The following is an 18444-nucleotide window of genomic DNA, read 5'->3' as shown; positions in this document are numbered from 1 at the left end:
CTCGTCGGGGCAAGTGCGTGCAGTGGTTCGCATGGCGGCGCCGAAGGCGCGACGAACGGCCCAGCCGCTTCGGAGGCCTCGACAGGACTGCCCTTGGCTGGTGACACAGTCCGGCCGACGTTCCCGGAGTCGACCAGACGGCGAGTGCTGGAATCGGCGGCGGAGGAGGGAAAGGCTCCGGGCGATGGTGGGGTCACCGTGATGGAGTACGACGGTGGGCATGCGCCGTCGCTTATCTGGCAGACGGCGAGCAGCGGCGACATCTGCGTCGCCGAGGTCGACGGTGGGGTCACCGGGTGCTCGAAAGCCGTAGAGATCGAGAAGCGGCCCACCCCGGGGGTCGGAACAATGCTGCGCTTTAGGCTGGTCGACAGCCAGGGGCGTCAGGCATGGACGGTCCTGCTCATCGCCGGCGGCGAGTCCGTCGAGAAGATCTCCTGCCGGCAGCAGGACTTCCCGGTGCGGAAGGCGTTCACGGCATCGGTCGGTGGTGTCCTGCGAACCGTCTACACCACTGTGGTGCCACGCGATCTCTCGGGTGACTACCGGGTCGATGTTCGGCGGGACGGACAGCCGTTGGCGGACCATGTGGTGATCAACCCGGAACAGGTTGCAGCTGTTCAGTGCTGAGCGTAGTCCTGGTCCATGGCGCTCCCTCCTTCTCGGTGAGAAGGAGGGAGCGTTTCCGTCCTGAGGCGAGATACCGCGGGGCCCGTGGACCTGATCGGCGGCGGCTGGGTCGAGGCCGCGGTGGGTGACGCCAGGGAGGAGCGCGGCGAGCCGGGGTGCGTCCAGCAGGGGCCGGTGAGCTCGTACACGGCGCCGGTGTGGCCTTCGGTGGTGAGGGCGTGGGCGGCCGGGTCGAGATCGGCCTCGTCGACACTGCCCACCCGGGCGGCTTCGGGGAGTTCGGGACGTCCTCGCTCGTACTGCCGACGTTCGACTCCGTCGCCGACGCACTGCGGGCGGGGGTCGCCCGCCTGGCGGGGAACGGCTGGCAGCTGCCCACCCCGACCGCGAGCGCGACCGTCTCGATCGTCAGCCCCGGCGGCACCGGCGCGGCCACCATCGAACTCGCGGACGGCGCCCTCGGCATCTCCACCGACGACCGGACCGTCAGGTCGGCGGAGCTGCCCCATCAGACGCCCTGAGGGGTCGTGAGGAACCATCAGGGCTCGGCTGTCCGTATGTGTCACAGGAGGAGGCCGGGGCGCCGGCGGGCTCGCCGGCCCGGGCGGCGGGAAGGGGTGCCGCGCGCGGGAGGGAGGATCTGCGGGGGTACAGCGATTCACCCTGCTGGCTTCAGGAAAAGCCATCAACCGCAGTACATTGCGTGACCCCGTGGAGTATGCATGGTAGAGCGTGTGAGGCTTGTCTATTGCGAGCAATCCGAATTGGGTGCTTCGACAGGAACGTTGGAGCCCCTCGGCCTCTCGCTTGCTGAGGGTGCGAGTGCTCCCAGAGTCATCGGAGGCTTGAGTTCATCAATTAAGGCGAAAATGGGAGGAGGGGAGGTTAAGGTATTTGATGGGATTATCAAATGCCTTAATCGCGACGGCAATGAAGCGGATGTAACTGCCATTTCCGAGGGTGGGGGTGAGGAGGAATTCTGCTGCGAGGGCTCGCCTGGGATTTATCGAGTCGGGGGGCGTATTGTAGCTAAGTATGCCGAGATTCCATTCGATGCGACTGGTCCAATGGCGGGTCGACTTTACAGGTCGATTATCGCTGTTTATCTGGAAGGGTGATGCTCTAGCCCTGAGGTGATTTAGATGGACCTCTCGGACGACTGCCGGGTCGATGTCCGGCGGGACGGAAAGCCGTTGGCGGACCATGTGGTGATCAACCCGGAACGGGTCGCAGCTGTCCAGTGCTGAGCGTCGTCCTGGTCACCTCAAACGCAGCGAGGGGAGCGAGGGTAATGTCAGTGGTTCGGTGGGGCTCGACACTCGGTTGACACCATTGATGTTGGCGCTTGTGAGCCCCGCCTCTCGAGCTTTAATTCATTACTTCACCTGGCGCTGGAGATGGAAATATCTGAGTTCATTCTGGCAGTTCCCTGGTTCGTTATTTCGCTGTCCCGCGCGCAGGGTAACTGAGGTGGCAGTTTAGATGGGCTGGGAATCCTTCATCTTGTGGGCGGTTTCATGTTCTTTGCGTTCGGTATTACTGTCCTTGCGGTCAGGATCTTTTAGATTCGATCGTCGGGGGGATCGCGCGGTCTCCGGCGGTGAAGAGGGGTGCGCTGGCCGGTATCTCTGTATGCTGCGTCCTTGCGGGGATGTTGTCGGGAGTTCTCATGGATGTCGCGTTTTTTCTGATTCCCCTGCTTCTGGGCATAGCCATCGTCACGGACTTCCAGGAATGCAGCAAGCTCTTCATGCAGCCAAGTAGGAGGTCTGCGAAGGAGGGGCCCGCCGGCGTTCACCTGCTCGCGGGGTGGGTCTTCATCGTGCTGTCGGCCGTTCCTCTTCTGTCGGCGCTGATCAGGTTCCTCGTGGGCTGATCGAACGTCAACCACAACAGTTGAGGTGGATCGCGGTGTGACGGGGGTGGTCTCGACAGGAACGTCTGGCGTGGGGCCTCCGGGCTCCATGCCGGACGTTCCTGTTGGGTTCTCCTGTCGTGGCTCTGCGGGCATGGCTGCCGATGGTCCGGTCGACGACAAAGCGGGAAATGTCGTCGTCGGCGGCGACCTGCCCGGCGAGGCCACGGGCGAGCAGTCGGTCGAGGACCGGACGCCCGAGGGCGCCGGAGGCGGCGGTGGCGACGATCACGGCGCCACCCGCGACGCCCGGGTGGCGGTTGGTCAACCCGATCTCCCTTCCGGGGATTCGCTGTTGCTCACCGCGCCCTTTCGCATTCGTACAAGACGCAGGGTTCGCCGGTGGGCCAGTCTCGCTCAGGGGCGGTCGTATCGGGCAACCGGCACCGTCCTCCGGGGGCCCCGGATCCGCTGCCCCGCCACGTCGGGCGCCGGCCCGGCCGACGTCGTGCCGCGGGCCCGGACCACCCCGTCCGAAGAGCGTCGCGAACAGCAGGAGCGACAAGAGGAGACAGTCATGTTCTTCCGAACGTCAGCCCGGGTAGCAGCTCTTGTCGCCACCGCCGGTACGGCTCTGGTCGCGGTGCCCGCGACCGCCGGCGCCGCGACCACCGGCTACACCCCGCAGTCGGCCTGTGGTTCCAGCTATGAGACGAAGGACTCCTTCGATCTGCCGGGCGGTACTTCGACGGTGTACCTGACCTACAGCAGGTCGACCGGGCAGAACTGCGTCGCCACCATCAAGAACACCAGGATCGGCACTCCGACGCTGACCGGCGCCTACCTGACCTTCGGGGACGGCAGCGGCAGGCAGGAGGACGCCAGGAACTTCAGCTACTACGCCACGGCCTACATCTACGCGCCCGGGCAGTGCATCTACTACGGAGGCGAGGACTACAACTCCGGTGGCTGGTGGGGCAAGGGGCCGGGCTGGTGCGGCTGAGGCGGACCGGGCCCGGTCCGCCCCGACCTCGCGTTGACCCGCGCCGGACGCACTGAGGCCGGTAGGCGCTGATCCGCCGCCCGTGCCGTCGGTCGGGAGAGGTCTCTCGGCATCACTGCGCGGTGCCGTCCGGGTCTTGCCGCAGCTGGTCGACGAGCCGGTCGATCGCCGCCCGCGCCTCGCTCAGGGGCACGCCGGTCGCCTTGCGCCAGGTCCGGATCGCCTCGACGCGGTCGCCCGCGAGTGCGTGGGCGACGGCGAGCCTGGCGTGGAGGGGGTGGCCCGGGAGCCGGGCGGGGACGGGGCGGCCGCGTGGTTCGCCGGCCCGGCCGCTGGGGTCGTGCTCGTCGAGTGCGGCGTGCAGACCGTGGAGCGGTGTCCGGTCGGCCGGTCCTGCGGTGCGGACCGCCACCAGTTCCCAGTCGTAGTCCGTACCGCCGGGCTGGTCGTCCTCCGCCCCGAGGCCCAGCAGGCCGGGGTCGTCGATCAGTTGGCAGACGTTGTAGAGCAGGTCGTGCTGCATGGCCCGTACCACGTCGGTGAGATCGTCCGGGTCCACGCCGCACGCGAGGATCCGGTGCAGGGCGGCCGGGACCGGGTGCTCGGGGGCACCCTCGGACGGCCGGTTCCTGAGCCAGGCCTCGATCCACGAGGGCTGCCCGCCGGTGCGGCCGTCCTCGTCGACGACCAGGCTCCACAGGGCGTTGGCGAAGGCCTCGTGCGGACGGGCCGGCGGGCCCTCGGGGCCGGGATCCTCGTACCGGGTCGTCATCCGCCCACACTCCCACAGGGGACGCCGGGCGAACCAGCCGTCGCGGCTTGCCCGGGGGACGGACCGGGTGGCAGTGTCCGTTCCGGCCGGATGCCCGGCGGAACGGACGAATGAGGGAGACATGGTGGAGGCGGACCCCCGGACCGTGGCGGCCGCACCGGCTGGGGTCGCGCGAGCCCGGGCCGGGATCGCGCAGGGCCTTCCGGCGCCGCTGGTGGCGCTGTGGGAGGTGACGGACGGCCTGCTCACCGACGCCGGTACGGCCGTGTACGCGGCCGGCTGCATCGGTGAACGCAACACCACCTACGAAGTCGCGCAGTACGCCCCGGGGTTCGTCCTTGTCGGGGACGACAGCGGCGGCCGCGGGTTTCTGCTGCGTGCCGACGATCCCGGCTCGCCGGTGTTCTCCTCGGACCTGGGCGATCTGGACCCGGCGGACTTCGAGGTCGAGGCACCGGACTTCGCGTCCTGGCTCGAGGTGGTCTGCCCCGGTCCGCTCCCCGGTCTGGTCCCCTGACGAACGGCACCCGTACCCGCCGCACCCCGGCCGCACCACCGCAGTCCCTCGCGGCCGCCGCGGTCTGTGGGGAACGGCCCCGCGGCGGCCGGTCGGACCTCGCCGGGGCGCCGGGCGCCGGGCGGGTCCGGGAGGAGGAGCCGGACCCGCCCGGGACCCTGCTGCGCCCCGCCGCAGCACCGTCCAACCCGCCGTCGGGCATCCAAACCCGGCAGCTCGCGCGGGCCGCCGTGAGCGCTCCCGATGGATCGTCGGGTACGTGCGTCGGTTCACGCATGCGGTCCCTCTCCCTCGCTCGACGGCCGGTCCGAATGCGTACCCGCGGTGGATCCGGCTCCCCGGCCCGTCCGGCCGCGCCGGGGGCGAGGCGGTCTGTGCCACCTGTCGCGGAACCGGCCCCACCGGGACGCCGTCCGCGCCAGTGTTGCGGTGGTGCGAACGGGCGTTGCGGCGGGATCACGTATCCGCCAACAGGCCGATCCCATCATGTGGAAACCTTGATTCGGCCCCTCCGATCGTGGAAACCTCCTGTCGCCAGCACGCGCCGAGCCGAAGGGAGCAGTCAGATGACGACGCCTCAGCTGCTCACCCGAGCCGCGTCCTGTTGTCGGCGCTGACGCCTTCGGCGCCCTCCCTCCGTCCCCGGCCGGCCAGACCGATTGCCGTGTGGTGAGAACGGGTGCCGTCCGACGCGCCCCCGTCCGCCGTCGCCCCGGCGTGACCGCACGCCCACCGACATCCCTTTCCTCCTGATTTGCGAGCAAAGATGGCCCCGCAGCTCACCCCCGTCGTCCGCACGTTCCTCGACAGCCGCCCCGGCTTCCTGCTCGGTGAGGAGACCGGTGTCCGGGCCGCCTCCGGAGCGGTGCTCCCGGTGCTCGACCCCTCGTACGGCACACCGTTGGCGGAGGTCCCGGCGGCCGGGCCGGAGGACGTCGACCGGGCCGTCCGGCTGGCCGGGGCCGCCTTCGCCGACGGCCGCTGGCGGGCCAGGCCGCACCCCGAGCGGGCCGCCGTACTGCACCGGATCGCCGACCTGCTCCAGGCCAACGCGGAGCACTTCGGGCAGCTGGAGTCGCTGGACGCGGGCATCCCGCACGCGACGGCCCGGCACCTCGCGTACGGCGCCGCCGAAACGTTCCGGCACTACGCGGGCTGGACCGGCCGCCTCTACGGCGACGTCAACCCGACCGCGCCCGACGTGCACTCGTACACGCTGCGCCAGCCCGTCGGCGTGGTCGCGGCGATCGTGCCGTGGAACATGCCGCTGCTGATGGCCGCCTTCAAGCTGGCCCCCGCGCTGGCGGCGGGCAACAGCGTCGTCCTCAAGCCCGCCGAGCAGACCCCGCTGAGCGCCCTGCTGCTGGCCCGGCTGGCGCTGGAGGCGGGCCTGCCGCCCGGCGTGCTCGCGGTGCTCACGGGGGACGGCACGGCCGGTGCGGCGCTGGTCGACCACCCGGGGGCGGACCTCGTCGCCTTCACCGGCTCCACCGAAACCGGCCGGGCGATCCAGCGCGCCGCCGCCACGGGCGTGAAGCGGGTGCTGCTCGAACTGGGCGGCAAGAGCCCCAACATCGTCTTCCCCGACGCGGACCTGGACGCCGCCGTCGCCGCCGCCGGAGCGACCGCCTGGCAGCACTCCGGCCAGATCTGCTTCGCCGGCACCCGGCTGCTCGTCCACCGGTCGGTCCACGACGAGGTGGTGGAGCGCGTCCGCGCGGACGCCGCGAAGCTCACCGTCGGCCCGGCGTTCGACGAGGGCACCGACCTCGGGCCGCTGATCTCCGCCGCCCAGCTGCGCCGGGTCTCCGGCTACCTCGACCTGGCCCGCGAGGCCGGCCTCGACCCCGCCGGCCGGGTGCTCGACCGGCCCGGCCACTACGTCACCCCGACCGTGCTCACCGGGGTCGACCCGCACTCCCGGCTCGCCCAGGAGGAGATCTTCGGGCCGGTGCTCTCGGTGTTCGCCTTCGACACCGACGAGGAGGCGCTGCGCCTGGCCAACGGCACCGCGTACGGGCTGGCGGCCGGCGTCTGGACCAGGGACCTGAGCCGGGCCCACGCCTTCGCCCGGGACCTGCGCGCGGGCACCGTCTGGGTCAACACCTATGGCCTGCACGACTTCTCTGCCCCCTCGGGCGGCGCGGGCCAGTCCGGGCTGGGCCGCGAGCACGGGCGCGAGTGGATCCACGCGTACACCGAGCCGAAGGCCGTCCACGTCCAGCTCTGAGCACCGGGGCAGGCCCGTGCCCGCGCTACCCCACCAGCCCCGCAAGCCCCCCCACGAGGCAAGGAATTCATCACCATGGCAGAGTCGGCCGACTATGTGATCGTCGGCGGCGGCACCTCCGGCCCGGTGCTCGCCGCCAGGCTGGCCGAGGACCCGTCCGTCAGCGTGCTGCTGCTGGAGGCCGGCGGGCCGCTGACCCAGCGCGAGAGCCTGGCCCCCGCGCTCTGGCCGTACACCCTGGGCGGCGCCCTCGACTGGGGCTACGCCACCGTGCCGCAGCCCGGCCTGGACGGGCGCCGGGTGCCCTGGCCGCGCGGCCGGGTGCTCGGCGGCTCCTCCGCCCTCAACCTCGGCGGCTGGATCCGGGGCAACCGGGCCGACTACGACGCCTGGGCCGCGTACGGAGGCCCCGGCTGGTCCTGGGACACCCTGCTGCCGCTCTACCGCCGCGCGGAGGACAGCGGACGCGGGCCGGCGCCCTGGCGCGGCACCGGCGGACCGGTCCGGCTCCAGGAGGCGGGCCCGGCCGGCCCGTTGTACGAGGCTGTGCAGGCCGCCGTCGAGCAGGCGGGCTACGGCGGGAGGACCGACGTCAACGGGCCGGACCAGTTCGGCAGCGACACCCAGGAAATGATCTTCGTCGACGGGGTCCGGATCACGCCCGCCGCGGGCTACCTGGCCGATGCCGCCGCCGGGCACCGCCCCAACCTGACCGTCCGCACCGGAGTGCACGTCACCCGCGTCCTGTTCGAGGGCGATCGGGCGACCGGCGTGGCGCTCCAGGGCCCCGACGGGCCGGCCGAGATCCGGGCCCGCCGCGAGGTCGTCCTGGCGGCGGGCGCGATCGGCAGCCCGCAGCTGCTGCTGCTCTCCGGTCTCGGCCCCGCCGACGACCTGGCCGCCCTCGGCATCCCCGTCCGCGCCGACCTGCCCGGCGTCGGCGGCAACCTGCACGACCACCTGCGGGTGCCCTTCGTCGGCCTCGCCGCGCCGGGCGCCCCCGGGCCCGCCCCGGCCGTACCCACCGAGGAGAACCTGCGGCTCTGGGAGGACGGGCGGCGCGGCCCGCTGCGCGACCTCGCGGGCGGGGGAGTGGCCTTCCTGCGCACCGACCCCGCGCTCACCGCCCCGGACGTCGAACTGCTGCTCGGCACCGGACCGCAGCCCGGCCACGACCCCGCCCGCACCGGCTACCTGCTCGCCCCGGTCGTCCTCCAGCCGCGCAGCCGGGGCCGGTTGCGGCTCGCCTCCGCCGACCCGGGGGACGCCCCGCTGCTCGACCCGGGCTACCTCGGCGACCCGGCCGACCTGAACACCCTGGTCGCCGGGTTGCGCGCGGCCCTGCGGGTCGCCGCCCAGCCGGCGCTGCGCCCCTGGACGGCCGAGCAGACGCTGCCCGCCGACGCCACCGACGAGCGGCTCGCCGCCCACGTCCGGGCCACCGCCGACACCGTGTTCCACCCCGTCGGCACCGCCCGGATCGGCCGGGACGACGACCCGGACGCCGTGGTCGACCACGCCCTGCGGGTGCGCGGCGTCCAGGGCCTGCGGGTGGCCGACGCCTCGGTGATCCCGGTGATCACCCGGGGCCACACCATGGCGCCCGCCGTCCTCGTCGCCGAACGCGCCGCCGACCTGATCCGGCGCTGACCCCGTTACCGACCCCGGCCCCGGCCCGACGCCGGTCCCGTCCCCGATCCCTGGGAGCCCCCGCATGACCCCCGCCCCCGACGCCCCCGACGCCCGCGTCCGCCTGCTCTGGTACCTGACCAGCCCCGACGGCCCGCTGCCCTGGGAGGAGAGCGGCCGCTGGCCCACCGGCTTCGGCCACCTGCGCGAGCTGGCCCGCACCATCGACCGGCTCGGCTACTACGGTGCCCTGCTCGGCACCGGCCGCGACGACGGCCTGACCGTCACCGCCGCCCTGCTCGGCGACACCGAGCGGCTGCGCTTCCTGCCCGCCGTCTACCCCGGCCTGCACTCCCCGGCCAAGCTCGCCCAGATCGCCGACACCCTCCAGCGTTTCTCCGGCGGCCGGCTCCTCTTCAACGTCGTCAACGGGCAGGACGCCACCCTGGCCGGGTACGGCGTCCACTACGAGCACGACGAGCGCTACGACTTCAGCGCCGAGTACTGGGACGCCTACCGCCGGGTCCACCGGGGCGAGCACCAGGCGTACGAGGGCCGCTACGTCCGGCTCGCCGCGCGGCCCGACGACGAGGGACCGCTCTCGCCCTGGCCCAACGACCCGGTGCCGGTGCCGCTCTGGGGCGCGGGCACCTCGCCCGCCGGAGTCGCCCACTCCGTCGGGCTGCTGGACACCTACCTCAGCTTCGCCGACACCCCCGCCCGGCTCGGCGAGAAGTTCCGCCGGGTCGGCGCCGAGGCAGCCAGGCTCGGCCGCACCCTCAACTACGGCACCCGGTTCCAGATCATCGTCCGGGAGACCGAGGACGAGGCCTGGGCCGCCGCCGAGGACCTGCTCCACCGCACCGGCCACCGCACCGCCGTGGACCTCGCCGGGTGGAACCTGCGCGGCCGGTCCCTCGACGACTTCCGCACCGAGGACCCGGCCGTCGAGCGCCGGCTCGCCGCGCTGCGCGCCGGGCGGCTGCCGGAGGTCCGCGACCTGGAGGTCCACCCCAACGTCTGGACCGGGCCCAGCCTCTTCGGCTTCGACGTGGTCTCCCCGGCCTCCGGCACCTACCTGGTCGGCAGCGCGGAGAACGTCGCCGCCCGGATCCGCGAGTACCGCGCGGCGGGCGTCGAGTCGTTCATCCTCTCCGGCTTCCCGCTGATCGAGGAGGCCCACCGGGTCGCCGACCTGCTCTTCCCGCTGCTCGACCTGGACCCCGCCGACCCCGCCGACCACGCCGACCCTGCCGCTCCCGCCGCGACGCCCGCCGCCGCACCCGCCCTTCACGCCTGAGGACCCGCCACCATGCCCAGCCACCGCGTACTCACCGCCGCCGCGCTCGCCGCCGCCACCGCCCTGGCCGCCACCGCCTGCGCCCGGCCCGACCACGGCCCCGCCGCCGGAGCCGGCTCCGCCCCGCCGGGCGCCGTCAAGAACCAGGCCGCCGTGGACGCCGCCAAGGCGTTCCTGGCGCCCTACCTCACCCGGACCGCCACCTGGAACGGCCCGGCCGACTCGCCGCCGGTCGCCCCCGGCAAGACCATCGTCTACCTCAACCGCTGGACCTTCTCCGAGACCAACACCTACGTGGTGGAGACGGCCAGGAAGATCGCCGACTCGCTCGGCTGGAAGTTCGTCGCCGTCGACGTCAGCAAGGACTTCAACGCGGGCGTCACCCAGGCCCTCCAGCTCAAGCCGGACGGTCTGATCTCCATGGTCACCGAGGGCGACGCCGACAGCGCCGCACTCGCCCAGATCGCCGCCGCCAAGGTGCCGCACATCGACTTCACCCTCGGCACCACCGACTACAACCTCAGCAACCCCGGCATCAGCCACATCATCGACTACCACTACTACGACCAGGGCCGGATCACCGCCGCCCAGGCCGTCGTCACCACCGGTGGCGACGCCCGGCTCGGCCTCTTCCGGACCGCCCCCAACTCCTCCAACCGCCAGGAGATCCAGGGCATCAAGGACTGGTTCGCGCAGAACGGCGGCGGCGCCGTCGCCGCCGACCAGCAGATCCCGGACGGGCTCCACGGCACCCCCCAACTCGGCCAGGCCGCCGTCGCGTTCGTCCAGGGCCACCCCGAACTCAACGTCCTCTGGCACGAGTACGACGGCATCGCGATCAGCGCGGTGCCCGCCATCCGCGCCGCCGGGCTGGCCGCCAAGGTGCCGCAGATCTCCAACGAGGGCGATGCGCCCACCCTCAACTTCATCCGCACCGGCGCCGGCCAGATCGCCGACGTCGCGCCCTCGTACGGCTGGGCCACCTACGCGGCCTTCGACGACCTCAACCGGATCTTCAACAACGTCGAACCGCCCAAGGACGACGGCGTCCCGCTGCGCCTGCTCACCAAGGACAACCTGCCGCCCGAGGGCGAGCGCTTCGACGGCGGCTACGACTACGCGGGCCACTACCGCAAGTTGTGGGGTGTGAAGTGAGCCGGGCCCCGAGCGCCGCCCCGAGCGCCGCGCCAAGTGATGCCCCGACCGCCTCGGCCGGGGCCGGGAGCGCCGCCGCGCTGGAGGTCCGCGGGCTGAGCAAGTCCTTCGGCGCCAACCGGGTGCTGCGCGACCTCGCCTTCGCGCTGCGCCCCGGCGCCGTCACCGCGCTGCTCGGCGAGAACGGCTCCGGCAAGTCCACCCTGGTGAAGGTCCTGGCGGGCGTCCACGCCCCGGACGGCGGCGAACTGGCCGTCCACGGCGAGCCCTTGGCCCTGCCCCTCACCCCCGACCGGGCCCGCGCCGCCGGGCTGCGCTTCCTCCACCAGGACCTCGGCCTGGTCGAGGAGTTGACCGTCGCCGACAACCTGGCGCTCACCCTGCGCGAGCGCCGCCCGGCGCTCGCGCCCGTCAACCGGCGGGCCGAGGCGGCCCGCGCCGCCGAACTCCTGGACGCCTTCGCGGTGGCCGCGCCCGCCGGAGCCCATGTGGCCGACCTGCCCGCCTCGCAGCGCGGCATGCTGGCCGTCGCCCGGGTCTTCGGCGACGTGGGCGCGACGCCCGTCGTCTTCCTGGACGAGCCGACCGCCGCCCTCGCCGCGGACGACGTGGCCCGGCTGTACACGGCCGTCCGGCGGATCGCCGAGCGCGGCGCGAGCGTGGTGCTGATCTCGCACCGGCTGGAGGAGGTGCTGGAGGTCGCCGACCAGATCCTCGTCCTGCGCGACGGGCGCCTGGTGGCCGACCGGCCCAATCAGGGCCTGACCGTCGCCCGGCTGGTGGAGGACATGACGGGCCGCCCGCCGGCCCCCGTCGACACCGCCGCGCCGTCCCCGGCCGCGGGGGAGCCGGTGCTGGCCGTCCGGGGCCTGCGCGGTGCCCGGCTGCACGGCGTCGACCTGGAGCTCCACCCCGGGGAGGTGCTCGGCGTCACCGGCCTGGTCGGCTGCGGGCGCAGCGAACTCGCCCGGATCGTCGGGGGCTCCCAGCGCCCCGCCGGCGGCGCGGTCGAGGTCGACGGGCGACCCCGGACCTTCCGCTCGGCCGCCGACGCGATCGCCGCCGGGATCGTCAGCGTGCCGCAGAACCGCCACCTCCAGGGCGTGATCCTCGACCTCACCGTCCGGGAGAACCTCACCCTCGGCGACCTGCGCCCGGTCAGCGGGCGCTGGGCCGTCAGCGGCGCCCGGGAGCGTGCCGAGGCGCGGCGGCTGATCGAGGAGTTCGACATCCGCCCCGGCGACCCCGAGGCCGACGTCCGCTCGCTGAGCGGCGGCAACCAGCAGAAGGTCGCGCTCGCCCGCGCCGTCCGGCTCGCGCCCCGCGTCCTGGTCCTCGACGAGCCGAGCCAGGGCATCGACATCGGCGCCCGGGAGGGCATCGCCCGGGTCGTGCGGCGGCTCAGCGAGGACGGCGTCGCCGTGCTGCTCGCCACCTCCGACCTGGACGAGCTGATGGACCTCGCCGACCGGGTCGTCGTCCTGGACCGGGGCCGGGTCACCGCCACCGTCCCGATGGCCGGCACCGGGCGCGCCGAGCTCTTCCACGCCATCACCGCCTCGGCCGGTGCTCCCGCCGCCGGCTCCGCAGCCCAGAAAGGCACCGCCGCATGAGCGCGCAGGCCGCTGCCTCGTCCGCCCCGTCTACTTCGTCCGCCCCTTCTGCCCCTTCTGCCCCTTCCGGCCCTTCCGGCCCGTCCGCCCCGTCCGTCCGGTCCAGGACCGCCCTGCGGCTGGCGGCCCAGTGGTCGCTGGCCGGGCTGCTGCTCGCCTTCGTGGTCTTCTTCTCGATCGCCCGGCACGGCCAGTTCGACACCGGCACCAACGCCCGGGCGATCCTCTACGCCCAGTCCGTCACCGTGGTCGTCGGCATCTCGGCGATGATCTCGGCGACCGTCGGCGAGATCGACATCTCGATCGGCGCCGTGATGACCATGAGCGGCGTCCTCACCGCCTGGGCGTACGGCCAGGGCTGGTCCACCCTCCCGGCGGTCGGCCTCGGCCTCGCCTCCGGCCTGGCCGCCGGGGCGCTCAACGCGCTGCTGATCGTGCGCGGGCGGATCAACTCCTTCATCGCCACCCTGGCCGTGACCACGCTGCTCACCGGCTTCGCCCAGCTGGTCACGGGCGGGCTGACGCTCTACAAGTCCATCCCGAACGGCTTCAACGACGCGGTGGCCTCCACCGTCGCGGGCATCCCGCTGATGGTGCTGTACGCCGCCGCGATCGCCGGTCTGCTCGGCTATCTGATCTCCCGCACCCCGTTCGGCCGGCGGATGCGCGCCAGCGGGACGGGCCGGGAGGCCGCCGAACTGGTCGGCATCCGGACCTCGCGGTATGTCACGGCCGGGCTGATGACCGGCGCGTTCGTCGCCGCGGTGGCCGGGGTGCTGAACACCGCCCGCCTCCAGTCGGCCGGCCCCGACGGCGGCTCGGCGGTGATGCTGGGCTCGATCGCCGCCGTCTTCCTCGGCGCGGTGGTCTCCCCGCGCGGCCATCTCAACGTCGGCGGCACCGTCCTGGCGGTCCTGACGCTGGGCATCGGTATCTCGGGTCTGACGATGATGGGCGCGCCCTCCTGGGTGCCGGACGTCTTCAACGGCCTCGCCCTGATCGCCGCCCTGCTGATCTCCCGGGCGGGCCGCCGCACAACGAGGTGACCGCACGGACCACGCGGGCCCTGCTTGGAAATTCACTGCCGTGAGGCGCCAACGTCGCGTTGTCACATCTCTATTGCGCACCCATGGGGATGGCTAGCATGGGCGCTCCGCAAGGGATCAGCCAAGGTGAATGGGAGGAACCACCCATGAGTGCACTGGTACTGGACATCCGCGACGCCGGCCTGCTGGACATCGACGACGAGGTGATCGCGTTCGAGGACGAGTTCGACGCGGACCTCGCTCCGGCGGCGTGTCTCGCCGACCCGTTCGTCACCTACGTTCCGACACGGTTCGACTGTGCGGTGAACTCCTGACCTTCGCCGCGCACATGGCCACCGGGGACACCGGGGACACCGGGGCCACCGGGTGACCGCCGCGCGGGCGACCGTGCGGCGGTCACCCGCGCGGTGTGCGGAGCGCGCCGGGCCGGACCGGGGGGAGTGGAGGACGAGTGCCGTCAACAGCACCGGCGGGCGCACAGCCGGACCCGGGTACGGCCGAGGCCCTGCGGGAACGGATCGCGGCCCTGGTGGCGTCCGAGCCCGGCGTGCGGCGTCAACTGCATTGCGATGACGACTGGTTGTACCTGCACGACCCGGACATGCCGGTGCTCGCCCACGGCTGGAAGCTGCATGTCTCGGCCCGCCCCGACCAGTTCCCCCGGCTGCTCGACCTGGTGCTCCCGGTCCTGCTCCGCCGCACCTGCGACGCCAAGTTCGCCGCCGGCGTCGCCGTGCTGCGCGAGCTGAACTCCGGGCTGCGCGCCGCGGCCGCCGTCGGCAAGGCGGTCACGGTGTACCCGCCCGAGGGTGAAGTGGTCTCGCTCGGAACGGAGTTGGCGAACGCGCTGGCCGGCTGGGACGGGCCGAGGGTGGTCAGCGACCGGCAGGTGCGGGCGGACGCTCCGGTCTACTACCGCTACGGCCTGTTCCGGGTCGCCGCCGACGACTCGGCGCTCACCATGGCCGGCCCGGACGGGCGGACGTTTCCCGGCCTGGCCGAGGCCAGGTACCGCCAACCACCGTGGGTGAGCGACCCGTTCGCCCCGTACCCCGCCGCTCGGCCGGCGACCACCCGGGTCGGCGACGGCCGCTACCGGATCACCGCCGGGATCACCCGCTCGCCGAACGGCCATGTGTACCGCGCGGTCGAGGCCGCCACCGGGCGGGAGCTGGTGGTCAAGCAGGCGCGGGCCTTCGTGGCCGAGGACGCCGCCGGCATCGACGCGCGTGGCCGCCTCCGGCACGAGCGCCGGGTGCTGGCCGCGCTGGCGGGTGTGCCCGGGGTGCCGCAACTGGTCGACTACTTCCGGCACGGCACGGACGAGTACCTGGTGAGCAGCGGCTGCGGGCCGCGCGACCTGCGCCGGGACGTGCTCGAATCCGGTCCGTACGACGCTTCCACCGGCGGCGGGGACGGCCGCGGGCGTGACTGGTGGTCGCTGGCGCGCGGCCTGGTGCGGGTGCTGGACGCGGTGCACGCGCACGGCGTGGTGATGTGCGACCTGAAGCCCGCGAACGTCGTGCCGGACGCGTCGGGCGGGTGTTCGCTGGTGGACTTCGGGGTCAGCGCCCTCGACGGCGAGCGCCCCGGCGGGGCGACCCCGGGCTACGGGCTGCCCGGCGCGCTGGACGCCCAACCCGCCGACGACTACTACGCGTTGGGGACGACGCTGCACTACGCGCTCACCGGTCTCGACCCGGTCGTGATCGACCCGGACCACGCGACCAACCGCGACCGCACCCTGGCCTGCCTCACCGGCGTGCTCTCCGATCCCCACCATCCGGCGGCCGCACTGGTGGTGGGCCTGCTGAGCTTCGACGCGGAGGAGCGCACGGCCGCCGCGGCGGCGCTGCGGGGCGGCGGGAGGCTGCCCGTCCGCGCCTCGGTCCGCCCGCCCCGCGTCACCGCCGGGCTGCTCGGCGACCTCGTCGACCACACGGTCACCGACTGCGTGCGGATGGCCCGCGAGCTGGTCGCCGCCGACCCCCGGGGCGGGGAGCCGCGCGTCCTGCTCTCGTTCTACGACGGCGGCGCCGGCCTCGGCCTCGAACTGCTGCAGCACGCCGAGCGCCCGGACGCCCGCGCCGCCGCCGCCTCGCTGGCGCGCTGGACGGCCGCCCACCCGGCACTCGGCCGTCTCAACCCCGCTCTCTACGAAGGCCGGACGGGCGTCGACCTCTTTCTCGCCCACGCGGCCGATCTGCTGGGTACCGCTCCGCCGGCCTTCGTGGAATGGCACCCGGCCGACGGCTGCCCGACGGACCAGACCGCCGGAGCGGCCGGCATCGGCACCGGCCGGCTGCTGCTGGCCGAACGGGCGCGCGCGGCCGGCCGCGCCGGGGAGGCGGAGCGGCACCTCGCGGTGGCGGCGGCGTGTGCCCACCGTCTGGTCACCGGCCCTCCCGCCGGGCCCCGGGAGACGCCCAACCCCGGCACCGCGGCACTCGCCGAGGGCTTCGCACACGGCCGGGCCGGCCTCGCCCACTTCCTCCTCGCCCTGCCCGATGCCCTGCCCGATGCCCTGTCCGATGCCCCGTCCGGCGCCCTGCCTGACGCCGGGCCCGAGGCCGCCGCGCGCCGCATCGTCGACGCCCTCGCCGACGACATCCCGCGCCTCGTCGAAGCCGCCGCCCGCCCCGGGGCCATCCGCCGCTACGGCTCCTGGTGCCGGGGCCTGGCCGGCATCGGCACGGTGCTCGTCCAGGCGGGCCGCCACTACGGCGAGGACGGGTACGTCACCCTGGCCACCGACGCGGCGGCCGCCTGCCGCGCGCTCGCCCCGAGGATGGGCCTGGTCGTCCAGTGCTGCGGCCTCGCGGGCGTCGGGGAACTCCTGATCGACCTGGCCCTGACCACCGGGGACGAACAGCACTGGCACGCCGCCGAGGAGATCGCCGGCTTGATCCTGACCCGCGGCGGCGGTCCGGTGGGCTCTCCGGTCTTCCCCGGCGGCAACCCCACCACCGAGTCCGCAGCCTGGGCCGTCGGCACCGCCGGGGTGCTCTCCTTCCTGCGCCGCCTGCACCGCCGCGGCGGCCCGAGGCTCGGCATGCTGCTCCAGAGCTGATCCGCGACCACGGCGGCAAGACCGTCGCGGTTGCCCAGGTCAGCGCCGCGTGGCTCGGAGTGGGAAGTCGGCGGGTCCGACTTCCTGGTCCGTCGGCCGACCGCCCCGAGCCGGCCTCGGCCGTGGCCTGAACGAGCAGCGAGGAACGCGGCGCTGCTGCGAAGCGCATTCCGCTGCCGCAGCAGGCACGGGGTGAGCAGACAGCCGGGCGCGCCGATGACCACCGGCTCCGACGGTTGCAGCCGACCCGCTCGGCCTTGCTGGGCTTGTGGCTGAAGCGGGCCGGCGGATCGTGCGGGAGACGAGCTCCACCGATGACCACGGGGCCGGGGCCGGGGCGGGGGGGCAGGGTTCCCGTCGGCAGCTGCTGCGGACGGTGAGTGCGAGGGACTGTGGCGCCTGCCCAGCCGGTGCCGAGAACGCCCGGTACGTGTCCGTCAACGATGGGGCCGGTGACGCGGTGTCCTGCCGGACGCCTCCGAGCCGGTGTCGTACGGCCGGGGAGCCGCCCGGCAGGCCGGGGGGAGTCAGACGGCCGTGCGGCCGCCGTCCACGGGCAGTACGGCGCCGTGGACGAAGCTCGCCGCGTCGCTGGCCAGGTAGGCGATCGCTTCGGCGATCTCCTCCGGTTCGGCCGGTCGGCCGGCCGGGGCCTGGGAGGCCAGGGCGCCGAGCTCCTCGCCCATGCCGACCGTGCCCTCGGTGCGCACCGGCCCGGGGCGGACGGCGTTGACCCGCACCCCGCGCGGGCCGTACTCCGCGGCCCACGCCTTGGTCAGCAGTTCGACGGCCGCCTTGCTCGACCCGTACAGGGCCATGCCCGCGGCCCCGTACGCGGCGACCATGGTGCTCACATTGACGATCGCACCGTGGCCCCGTTCGGCCATCGCCGGCGCGAGTTCCGCCACCAGGTGGAACGGCGCCTTCACATTCAGCGCGTAGACGGTGTCGACCTCGCTCTCCGTCGCCTTCTCGGTGGGCCCGAACGGGTAGACGCCCGCGTTGTTCACCAGGATGTCGACCCGGCCGCCGCCCAGGTCCACGGCTTGCCGGGCCAGTTGCCGCACCAGCCGCGCCTCGCGCAGATCGGCGGCGACGAAGTCGGCGCTGCCGCCGCCGGCGCGGATGGCGGCGACCACGGACTCGCCGCGGGAGCCGTCGCGGCCGGCGACCAGTACATGCGCTCCCCGCTGCGCCAGCAGCGCCGCGGTGGCGGCACCGATGCCGCTGGTCGCGCCGGTCACCAGGGCCACGCGCCCGGTCAGATCAAACGAACCCATGAGGTTGTCCTCCGTGTCGGAAAGGGTGAGCTGACATACGGGGAAGCGCTCCTTCCCCGAGGGATTCCGTTCTCGTCATCGGCGATTCCCGGGGCCCGCTTGACCAGCGACCACAGCGTGCGGCGGCCGAACAACCGACCCCGGTTGAGGTTCCCGTCCGGGGAGCGGATCGTGGGAGCGTCCCGGTCCGTCGTGCCGCGCGGCCCCGAGCAGGCGCGCGGCAGCCGAGCAGCCGTGCGCCACCCGAGCAGGGGCGAGCACGAGCACCCGAGGGGAACCCATGGCGTCCAGCAGACGCAGTCGCCTCCGCGCCGCCGCGGCGTTCACCGCGGCGGTCCTGGTGG

16 protein-coding genes are annotated in these 18444 nt (G+C 73.4%); 14 read left to right on the top strand and 2 right to left on the bottom strand.

Going from position 1 to position 18444, the window contains the following annotated elements; genetic code table 11:
* The first annotated feature begins 198 nt into the window (after window positions 1-198).
* From ACIP82_RS02710 to ACIP82_RS02690, 5 genes are all read left to right on the top strand, one after another.
* Window positions 199-630, top strand: a complete 432-nt coding sequence (locus tag ACIP82_RS02710; RefSeq protein WP_400650087.1) for a hypothetical protein — start codon at window positions 199-201, stop codon at window positions 628-630.
* Between the two features lie 197 nt (window positions 631-827).
* A complete protein-coding gene (locus ACIP82_RS02705; RefSeq protein ID WP_400650084.1) occupies window positions 828-1151 on the top strand; it encodes a hypothetical protein in 324 nt (107 codons plus the stop codon).
* A gap of 201 nt (window positions 1152-1352) precedes the next feature.
* Window positions 1353-1748, top strand: coding sequence for a hypothetical protein (locus tag ACIP82_RS02700; RefSeq protein ID WP_400650081.1), 396 nt, complete (start codon window positions 1353-1355; stop codon window positions 1746-1748).
* A 551-nt stretch (window positions 1749-2299) separates the two neighbouring features.
* Entirely contained in the window at window positions 2300-2506 is a 207-nt protein-coding gene (locus ACIP82_RS02695) for a hypothetical protein (protein ID WP_400650080.1), read from the top strand.
* A gap of 556 nt (window positions 2507-3062) precedes the next feature.
* The gene (locus ACIP82_RS02690) at window positions 3063-3488 is read left to right on the top strand and encodes a spore-associated protein (RefSeq protein WP_400650077.1); all 426 of its coding nucleotides are present in this window, start codon (window positions 3063-3065) and stop codon (window positions 3486-3488) included.
* Between the two features lie 112 nt (window positions 3489-3600).
* Here the strand turns inward: ACIP82_RS02690 and ACIP82_RS02685 are convergent, their stop codons facing one another.
* Window positions 3601-4260: a hypothetical protein gene (locus tag ACIP82_RS02685; RefSeq protein WP_400650074.1), complete on the bottom strand. Its 660-nt coding sequence runs from the start codon at window positions 4258-4260 to the stop codon at window positions 3601-3603.
* A 121-nt stretch (window positions 4261-4381) separates the two neighbouring features.
* On the opposite strand from ACIP82_RS02685, the gene ACIP82_RS02680 reads away from it, so the two are divergent.
* The 9 genes from ACIP82_RS02680 to lanL all read left to right on the top strand — a co-directional run bounded on the left by ACIP82_RS02680 (window position 4382) and on the right by lanL (window position 16820).
* A complete protein-coding gene (locus tag ACIP82_RS02680) occupies window positions 4382-4777 on the top strand; it encodes a hypothetical protein (RefSeq protein ID WP_400650073.1) in 396 nt (131 codons plus the stop codon).
* Window positions 4778-5531: 754 nt separating this feature from the next.
* Window positions 5532-7007 (top strand): aldehyde dehydrogenase family protein, encoded by a 1476-nt coding sequence (locus ACIP82_RS02675; RefSeq protein WP_363604358.1) that lies wholly within the window; start codon window positions 5532-5534, stop codon window positions 7005-7007.
* A 75-nt stretch (window positions 7008-7082) separates the two neighbouring features.
* A complete protein-coding gene (locus tag ACIP82_RS02670; protein WP_363604359.1) occupies window positions 7083-8657 on the top strand; it encodes a GMC family oxidoreductase N-terminal domain-containing protein in 1575 nt (524 codons plus the stop codon).
* Window positions 8658-8721: 64 nt separating this feature from the next.
* Entirely contained in the window at window positions 8722-9936 is a 1215-nt protein-coding gene (locus ACIP82_RS02665) for an LLM class flavin-dependent oxidoreductase (protein ID WP_400650068.1), read from the top strand.
* A gap of 12 nt (window positions 9937-9948) precedes the next feature.
* Window positions 9949-11091 (top strand): substrate-binding domain-containing protein, encoded by a 1143-nt coding sequence (locus ACIP82_RS02660; protein ID WP_363604362.1) that lies wholly within the window; start codon window positions 9949-9951, stop codon window positions 11089-11091.
* Window positions 11088-12704 (top strand): sugar ABC transporter ATP-binding protein, encoded by a 1617-nt coding sequence (locus tag ACIP82_RS02655; RefSeq protein ID WP_400650065.1) that lies wholly within the window; start codon window positions 11088-11090, stop codon window positions 12702-12704. Before ACIP82_RS02660 ends, ACIP82_RS02655 begins: the two co-directional genes overlap by 4 nt.
* Window positions 12701-13750 (top strand): ABC transporter permease, encoded by a 1050-nt coding sequence (locus tag ACIP82_RS02650; protein WP_400650062.1) that lies wholly within the window; start codon window positions 12701-12703, stop codon window positions 13748-13750. The genes ACIP82_RS02655 and ACIP82_RS02650 overlap by 4 nt, the downstream gene beginning before the upstream one ends.
* A gap of 146 nt (window positions 13751-13896) precedes the next feature.
* Window positions 13897-14064 carry an SflA family class IV lanthipeptide gene (locus tag ACIP82_RS02645; protein ID WP_363604368.1) on the top strand — a complete coding sequence of 56 codons (168 nt, stop codon included), beginning with the start codon at window positions 13897-13899 and terminating at the stop codon, window positions 14062-14064.
* A 137-nt stretch (window positions 14065-14201) separates the two neighbouring features.
* Window positions 14202-16820: a class IV lanthionine synthetase LanL gene (gene lanL / locus ACIP82_RS02640; RefSeq protein WP_400650059.1), complete on the top strand. Its 2619-nt coding sequence runs from the start codon at window positions 14202-14204 to the stop codon at window positions 16818-16820.
* 527 nt (window positions 16821-17347) lie between these two features.
* On the opposite strand, the gene ACIP82_RS02635 is transcribed toward lanL, so the two are convergent.
* Complete coding sequence (locus ACIP82_RS02635; protein WP_400650057.1) at window positions 17348-18100, bottom strand: SDR family NAD(P)-dependent oxidoreductase; 753 nt, start codon at window positions 18098-18100, stop codon at window positions 17348-17350.
* Window positions 18101-18444: the final 344 nt, after the last annotated feature.

This window comes from Kitasatospora sp. NPDC088548 (assembly GCF_044753005.1).
Classification (GTDB): domain Bacteria; phylum Actinomycetota; class Actinomycetes; order Streptomycetales; family Streptomycetaceae; genus Kitasatospora.
This window is presented reverse-complemented; position numbering and strand designations above follow the sequence as displayed.